Source organism: Candidatus Equadaptatus faecalis, assembly GCA_018065065.1.
Lineage (GTDB): Bacteria > Synergistota > Synergistia > Synergistales > Synergistaceae > Equadaptatus > Equadaptatus faecalis.
Window position 1 is genome coordinate 1 of sequence record JAGHTZ010000058.1, and the last position, 7,849, is coordinate 7,849.

Sequence of the window (7,849 nt, forward strand, 5' to 3'; positions counted from 1 at the left end):
TGAACGGAAGGTGTTCAATATGGCAGGCAGTCTTACAAGAAAACAGTTCGATATCCTTGAAATCCTTGAAAAAGAAAAGCGTGCTCTTACGCAGCGTGAGCTGGAAGAAAAAACGGGCTTTTCATTAGGCACGGTCAACAAACTTGTCAAAGAAATGACGGAAGCAGGCTGGATTAACGAAAACGGCATAACAGCACAGGGACTTACGCAGCTTGAACCGTACCGCGCAAAAAGAATAATCTTTGTTGCGGCCGGCTTTGGCGAAAGACTGGTGCCCATTACGTTTAACACGCCGAAACCGCTTGTACGCGTTCACGGCATTCGTCTGCTTGACCGCCTTATAGACGCGGCGCTCAAAGCCGGAATAGAGGAAATATACATAGTGCGCGGATACCTTGCCGAGCAGTTTGACCAGCTGCTTTACAAATACCCTATGGTAAAATTCCTTGAAAACCCGATATACAACGAAGCAAACTACATATCCTCAGTACTTGTGGCACGCTATCTGCTCAGCAACGCCTACGTATCGGAATCAGACCTTCTTGTACACAACCCTGAAATCATAAAGAAATACAACTACTGCTCAAACTTCCTGGGATTCAAAGTTGACCGTTCGGACGACTGGTGCTTTGACGTCAAAAACGGAATTATCACGGAAGAAAAAATGGGAGGAACAGACTGTTATCAAATGGTAGGCATATCCTACTGGGACGAAGCGGACGGAAAGAAACTTGCCGGTCACGTCAAAGAAGCATTTGAACAGCCGGGTGGCAAAGAACTTGCGTGGGAATTTGTCCCGATGCGTGTATTCAAAAAAGAATATCAGGTAGAACTCAGAGAATGTAAGGCATCAGATATTCAGGAAATAGACACGTTCAGGGAGCTAAAAGCGGTAGATAAAACGTATGACATATAAAAAAAGCATAGGATATACCCCAAAGGGCACGCGCGAAATATGAACCAAAAGAACCAAACGGCTGTGAAACAGTATCTTTAAGGAAAAGAAGTGAATACGTATGGAGAAAAATGCTGAATTAAGAAAACACTTAAGCCCGATGCACGTATGGGCAATAGCTTTTGGCTGCATAATAGGCTGGGGCTCGTTTATTAACCCGGGCAAAAAATTCCTTCCAAACTCAGGTGTTGCCGGAACGGCAATAGCCATGATTTTGGGCGCTCTTGTTATGGTTATACTCTCTTTCAGTTATGCCTACATGGTACCCAAATATCCGAAAGCCGGAGGCGAATATACGTTTGCCAAAATGTGCTTCGGCAAACTTGCAGCCTATGTCTGCGGCTGGTTCCTCGTAGCGGCGTATCTTACAAACGTTCCCATGAACTCAACGGCAATAGGGCTTATCGTTGACGGGCTTGACGGAAGCGCCGACATACTCAAATTCGGCTTTCATTACACCATAGCAGGTTTCAGTGTCTATATGGGCGAAATGCTTTTTGCTATGGCGATACTCATATTCTTCGGCTACATGAACGTACTCGGAGTAAAAAAAGCCGGTTTCATACAGAGTATTCTTTCCTCACTGCTTGCTGTTTCTGTTTTTTTCCTAGTCATTGCCGCGCTTGTCAGCAGCAAAGCAAAAGGAATCAACATGGTGCCGATCTGGGGCTTTGACAAAGCGGCGGCGATGTCCGCAAACGCAACGATGGCAAATATAAACGAATTTGCGCACACAGGAACGAGAGGCATACTTTCCGCTATACTTGCTACCTTTGCAATAGCGCCGTGGGCATACGTCGGATTTGAAACTATTCCGCAGGCAGCGGAGGAATTCAATTTCCCGTTTAAAAAAGTTATTTTCATAATGATAATAGCAATAGCCTTTGGCTGCTTTGTGTACACGGCTAACAACACCGTAGCGGCGGCTGTGCTTCAGAACTGGCCGGAAAGAGTTATGGCAGGAGAATGGGTACTGCTGATAGCAGGAGAAGAACTGCTCGGCAGCTTCGGCAAGGTTCTTATAGGCGTTGCGGTATCCTGCGCTGTGCTTTCGGGAATAATGGGCTTTTATCTTGCCTCGTCACGCCTTATGTTCTCGATGGCACGCGACGGCTATATTCCGGAAACCTTTGCGAAAATTGACCCCAAATACGGGGTGCCGAGAAACGCGATAATTTTCTGTACACTGATTTCCCTGAGCGGGCCTGTGCTTGGCAGGGAAGCGCTTGGCTGGTTTGTTGACATGTCGGCGATAGGTGCCTCAATCGGCTTTTTCTTCAGCAGCGCCTCAACGCTTGTAACACTGAAACGCGACAAAGACGGCACTGTGCTGCTCAAAGCGGCAGCCTTGCTTGGAATAGTCTTTTCCGCGATATTTGTAATTTTGCAGCTGATACCTATTCGCGGACTTAAAGGAGTCCATTTCGGGAAAGAAAGCTATATTATGCTGCTGATATGGATTGCACTTGGCGCGTGGTTTTATGTAAAAAGGGAAAAGAATATTACTGATATACGGTAATTTGTAATTTTGTCCGTATGATAAAGCAACAGCCGGTTTGTGTAGAACCGGCTGTTATTTTTGAAAATCTGTGTTGCGGACGAAGCGGGCGTTGCCGTTTTCGTCCGTGACGATGTCGTCCTGATGTTCGACAAGCGAGCAGTGAAGGACAATATTGTTGTTGTCGTTGTCCCTGTAGATTGAGATTATCGGAACAAAGCCTTTTTCTTTCATTTCGGACGGGATAATCCTGTTTATGTCCCTGCCGAAGAGCTGTTTCATTTCAAGTCCGAGAGGCAGGCTTCGGCAGTATTTCAGCCTTTGCCGTCCTGCAACCTGAAAACGCAGCGTTTTGTGCGTTTTAAGATTTTTTCTTACAGTTTTTCCTTTGCTGTTTTCAATTTTTTTTGGACGCAGTCTGCCTTTCTTTTTGAGCATGGCGTCTTTTTTCCTCAACATTGTTTTTCCTCCTTATAATTCACATGCGCACTTAGCCGTACAGCCGCATACGCGGCTTTAGCCGAACGCTCATACTTCGCTTAGCCGAACACTGACGCTTGGAAAAAGCTTCAAGTGCGCACCCGGAACTAAGCGCTGAGCATTTAACGCCAAGCACGTTTTTTGTTTCATATTTGTTTCTCATCGCGTAATCCCGCGATTTTAATACGCCTGCCGCGGCAGGCAAATCCCTGTTGTGACAGTGAACGGCGTTTTTGATTTGGAGCCCGGACGTCACCCGACGCCCGTTACCGAAGGTCTCCACTTCATTACCTTGCCGGTAGCCGGTTTGCCGCAACCCGATAGGAATCCGCACCACGTAATGCGTGAGAGATGATTTAACGAAATCTGTCTGCCGAGAAACGGCCGCAGATCAGACCTCGGCAGGTCTTACAGCCGTTTCAGAAAGATTTCGCCGGATTTGGCGCTGTGCGCCGATGTCAGTTATAAGCGTTAAGCTTGAAGCTATAAGCGTCAGAACCTTTAAGGGCGCACTTAGCACCTAGCACCTGGCACTTAGCACTTAGCATTTAGCACTTAGCACCTCGCATTTAGCTTGCAGCTTATACTCTTGCTTACGCTCGGTATTCCCTACGGTCATGTGCTTATAGCCTGCAGCGTATAGCCTATAGCGTATTTATCCCCTTCTCCTTCTCACCCCTCTACTATAATAAATACAAAAAACGGAAAATTTTACCGCCTCCGCAGACGCCGATGCTGCAAGGCTTTGCGATTTTAAGCCGCTGTTTGCAAGGCTTTGTGGCATATTGACGGTGGGTTTTTTCCTGCTATTATATACATGCGCCCGGCGAAGGCACCCCAGCCGCAAATATACCGGACGCGAAACTCTAAGCACCACCGGCGCCCTCAGAGGCGGCAGTTGCGCAAAGCATTTTTCGGGAACGAAACGGCAGATGTCCTGAAGGCGGCTTTGCGTGATCACGTAAAATCGGGCGGTGGCAGCACCAAACTTCGACTAAGTGCGAAAGCAGAGTACAACTGAACATTCCGGATTTGTTCCGGCTGTGTTTGTTGTACTCTTTTTTTATTTTAAGGAAGGATTTTAAAAACGCGCCGGAAAAAATATTTTAGGATACGGCAAAATCGCTGTTTGCAATGGTTTGCAAAATCCTGTATTCGCGAAGCATTGCAATTGCCGGCTTTTTTGATGAGTGAATTTACGCCCCCGATTGTATTTATGTAAGTGTAAGGGGGAAGAGAAAACTGTACGCTATAAGCTGCAAGCTATAAGCTATAAGCAAAAAACAAAAAGCTAAAAGCCTTAAAGGTTTTGCGGCATATAGCCTATAGCTTACAGCTCGAGTGAACGAAGTGAACGAAAGTGAGGTGAAACGAAATGGCACAGTTTGAAAACGAGAGCATGTCGATGAAATTTTCGCTTACAGTTGACGATGCCAAGAAAACGGTATCTGTAAGTAAGATTTCGCCGACTGCGACGGCAAACACGCTCAGCACAGTTGCGGGCAGCTTCAAACCGCTGTTTGTCAGCGAGCCGAGTGCCGTCAAACGCAACAGCGTGGATCTGATAGAAGATTAGCGCTTACGCGCTCATCTTCTATCAGGAGCGACGAACGAAGAACCAAATTCCCGTCTTCCTGCGAAGCCCAAAGGGCTTGCGCAGGATCCAGTGACGTTACGGGCGAAGCCCGTTAGAAATAAGCCCCTGCGGGGCAAAGACATACCCATACTGGGCACAGGCTGGATTCTCGCTACGGCTGTCGCCGTCCGCAGAAAGACTAATAAAAAGGTTCTAACGCTTAACGCTTCAAGCTTAACGCTTACAGCTCGAGTGAACGAAGTGAACGAAAGAGAGGTGAGAACTTATGAAAAACGCAATAACGACTACGAGAAAGCTCAAAATGAAATTTCTCAAGAATGATGGAACGGAACACAACATAATCCTGAACTACGTCAAGGACGGACTCAAAGAAGGTTCGGGCGCACAGCTTGTAAAAACGGCGATGGACGAAGTTGTGTCACAGCAGCCGATAACCGGAGGCATAGCCTCCGCAAACGGCGCGGAGGTTGTTGAAACCGTCACGACGGACGTGGAAATGTAGACGTAGGATAGAAAGGGCAATGACTATAAGAAGCAATTACGACAAAAAACAATGACAAGAAAGAACAATGACAAGAAAAAACAATGTCAAAAGTAATTGCATTTCTTGGTAATTGCCCCTTTTAGTAATTGGGTTTTTTGGTAATTGTCCCTTTTAGTAATTGGTTCTTTGTGTAATTGGTTTTCTTGGTAATTACCCCTTTGGTAAGGTTTTACGGGCGAAGCGAGTGTATATCATTCCCGTATGGCGGAAGGCCTGCGGTTGAGACGGCGCAGCGTTTCTGCGCAGAAAGAGGATTGTTTTGAAGAAGAAAAAGATTTTTGACGTTATCGAAACGGCGGACAATTTTGAGGAAGACGCAGCGTTTTCCGATGAGGATTGCGGCGGACGGGACGTTCCCGATTTTGAAGAACAGAGGCACGATATTGATTTTTACGGCAGAAAGCCTGTTTCGGACGGGGAATTTGCCCTTATGTCCGACGGGGAAAAGCGTGAGGAGCTTGTTGTCAGGTTCAGGCCGCTGTGTATTAAAACGGCGAAAACGTACGCCTACGGCGGGGTGAATTTTGAAGACCTGTTTATTGACGCAGCGATTCTGATTCTTGAGGTAATCGACCGCTGGAGCGTTGACGATCCCGACATCGCCTATCACATTGCAAGCAGAGTGAGATCCGGTGTTTCGCGGGCAGGAAAAAAGGAGAGGGACGTATGCGGTTCCTTCCTGCCGTTTGAAGAAAAATGCGACGGCGAAATCGTTGACGGGGAAGAAATTGCAGACGGAGTGCTGATGACGCAGCGGATATGCGGCGATATGGAGCGGTATCTTGACGGCGGCGAGCTTGAAACGGCAAAACTGTATTTTGACTGTCCGGATATTTCACAGCAAGAGGCCGCAGAGCTGCTCGGCGTTTCACAGCAGACGGTGAGCAGACGGATTGGTGCCGCAAGACGGAGGCTTGAGCCGCTCAGAGCGGAATACGCGGCAAAGACAGGGAAGAAAAAGAAGAATTTTATTGCTGCTTATCAGGCAGAAAGAAGAGGGAGGTAATGCCGGTGACGGTTAAATTTGTTCACGTTGACACTCATATACCAAAGGAGCTGCACAGGGCGTTCCGCAGGGCGCTCGGCTTCAGAGGCGCCACGGCAAAGGACGTTCTCGGGGAACTTATTGAAGAGTACGTCAACAAAACGGCAAGAGAGTGCGCAAGGTTTTAGAATAAACGGTGAGTGAGCCTGTAAATGTTGTTCGCCGCCGATGGCTGTTAAAAAGTTCTTGGACAGCAGATGCCCCGCTTTTGCGGGGCATCTTTTGCAGCAAAATTTTCGTAGAAAAGAATTACTGCCTGTATAGTGAATTTTTACTGCCGGCGGTGTTGAGCAGGGTTATAAATATTGACCAGTAGAAAACTAAAGAGGTGCGGTCTGTGAGATATTCATTTTCAACTAAACTTGAAGCAAGTAAACCCGCTGTGATTATGACACTTGTAAAAGGAATACACAACAGAGCGCGTGTTTTGTAAATTTGTGATACTGCGAATGCGGATATCACAATCCAAATTGTGTACAGTAATAAAGCCGCAGGTATTCCTGCCTCAAAAGCCGCTTGAAGAAAAGTATTATGCGCGTGTCCGTGCTGTGTTGAGCAATGGTTCTTAAAAACCTCGCGTCCGTAGCCAAACAAAGGCTTTTGTTTTATTGCTGTTATCGCATCTATCCAAATATGGTACCTATGGTTTGACACGTGTTCAATGTCAAAGCTTTTGCCGGTTTCGTTGCGCAACTGGTTAAACTCTCTGTTAAGCATAGTCTGTAATGACGGACTGTAACGTGCAGCAACAAAAACTCCAAAAGCGGAGAGCAACAGCGCCGCGGCAAAAAGCGCAAATATTTTGACGAATTTTTTTCTGTCTGAAATTAGCAAAATTATGAAAAGGGCGGCAATCTCTGCCGCAAAAGCAAGCCTGTAAGTCGTAACTCCTGCGAGCATCGTGAATATTAAAGTTGTCAATAGCATTGCAAAACAGAAAAGACGCATAAACAAATTCTTTACTGTTAGAAGTATGTGTATGTACCAAACGGAAAATCCTGACATTAAACAACCGAATATGTACGGACTGTGAATTATTGGCCAGTCTATATAACCATTGCCGAGATTGTAATTAAACTTTATTTTAAAGCAGTATGCAAGCGCGATCAGGGAATAAAGAAAGCACGCCGTGATTGAAAAATTTTTGAGGTTGCGGACAAAAAAGTCGTCCTTGGCAAAAAGCAGCGTCGCGCAAATCCAAAGCGTCAGCTCAACAGGGCGGACGGCGTCGCGCAGGCGTACGGGCAGCGGGTTTTCGCCGAAAATGACTGGAATGACAATCATCCATGCGCAGAAAAGCGCCAGAATACAGCCGGTGATTTTTTGCCCGCGCGTCCAGTTGAATTTAAAATTCTCTTTTGTCAGGCAGAAAAGAGCCAGAACACCCAAAACAATGCGAATAATGTCGCCGGCGAACAGTCCGAAGCTTACCGCCGCCGCGAAAATTATCTGTCCGAGCCTGAAACGGCTGAATTTATCCCCGAAAAGTCTCTCAAACATACTGCTGCCCCCAATTTCAATCTGCGAATATTATAGCACTGTTTGCCGTTTGAGACTTGCGCTATGCTGTACGAAATTTCAGCGTTGTACACAGAGCGTGATTTTTCAAGTGTGAGCAGGTGTTGTGAAAGCAAGATTGACAATGAAGTGATTTTAGATATAATCAACATGTAAATATTGTTCGCCACCGAGGGCGGCTTATAAGTACTTGGATTTCCCGTATTGTTCGC

At 46.5% G+C, this 7,849-nt stretch carries 8 protein-coding genes; 6 read left to right on the top strand and 2 right to left on the bottom strand.

What is annotated here, in order from left to right; all coding sequences use genetic code 11:
- Positions 1–916: winged helix-turn-helix transcriptional regulator (locus KBS54_04730; protein ID MBQ0055433.1), on the top strand; the 916-nt coding region annotated here is incomplete at its 5' end.
- Between the two features lie 100 nt (positions 917–1,016).
- Positions 1,017–2,474: an APC family permease gene (locus tag KBS54_04735; protein ID MBQ0055434.1), complete on the top strand. Its 1,458-nt coding sequence runs from the start codon at positions 1,017–1,019 to the stop codon at positions 2,472–2,474.
- A 54-nt stretch (positions 2,475–2,528) separates the two neighbouring features.
- Here KBS54_04735 and KBS54_04740 read toward each other — a convergent pair whose 3' ends face one another.
- Positions 2,529–2,912, bottom strand: coding sequence for a hypothetical protein (locus tag KBS54_04740; protein ID MBQ0055435.1), 384 nt, complete (start codon positions 2,910–2,912; stop codon positions 2,529–2,531).
- A gap of 1,396 nt (positions 2,913–4,308) precedes the next feature.
- Between KBS54_04740 and KBS54_04745 the strand changes: the two genes are divergently transcribed.
- The 4 genes from KBS54_04745 to KBS54_04760 all read left to right on the top strand — a co-directional run bounded on the left by KBS54_04745 (position 4,309) and on the right by KBS54_04760 (position 6,247).
- Positions 4,309–4,509 (top strand): hypothetical protein, encoded by a 201-nt coding sequence (locus tag KBS54_04745; protein MBQ0055436.1) that lies wholly within the window; start codon positions 4,309–4,311, stop codon positions 4,507–4,509.
- A gap of 286 nt (positions 4,510–4,795) precedes the next feature.
- Positions 4,796–5,032: a DUF2922 domain-containing protein gene (locus tag KBS54_04750; protein ID MBQ0055437.1), complete on the top strand. Its 237-nt coding sequence runs from the start codon at positions 4,796–4,798 to the stop codon at positions 5,030–5,032.
- Positions 5,033–5,333: 301 nt separating this feature from the next.
- The gene (locus tag KBS54_04755) at positions 5,334–6,080 is read left to right on the top strand and encodes a sigma-70 family RNA polymerase sigma factor (GenBank protein ID MBQ0055438.1); all 747 of its coding nucleotides are present in this window, start codon (positions 5,334–5,336) and stop codon (positions 6,078–6,080) included.
- 5 nt (positions 6,081–6,085) lie between these two features.
- Complete coding sequence (locus KBS54_04760) at positions 6,086–6,247, top strand: hypothetical protein (protein ID MBQ0055439.1); 162 nt, start codon at positions 6,086–6,088, stop codon at positions 6,245–6,247.
- A gap of 121 nt (positions 6,248–6,368) precedes the next feature.
- Here the strand turns inward: KBS54_04760 and KBS54_04765 are convergent, their stop codons facing one another.
- Complete coding sequence (locus KBS54_04765; GenBank protein MBQ0055440.1) at positions 6,369–7,619, bottom strand: O-antigen ligase family protein; 1,251 nt, start codon at positions 7,617–7,619, stop codon at positions 6,369–6,371.
- Positions 7,620–7,849 lie beyond the last annotated feature (230 nt).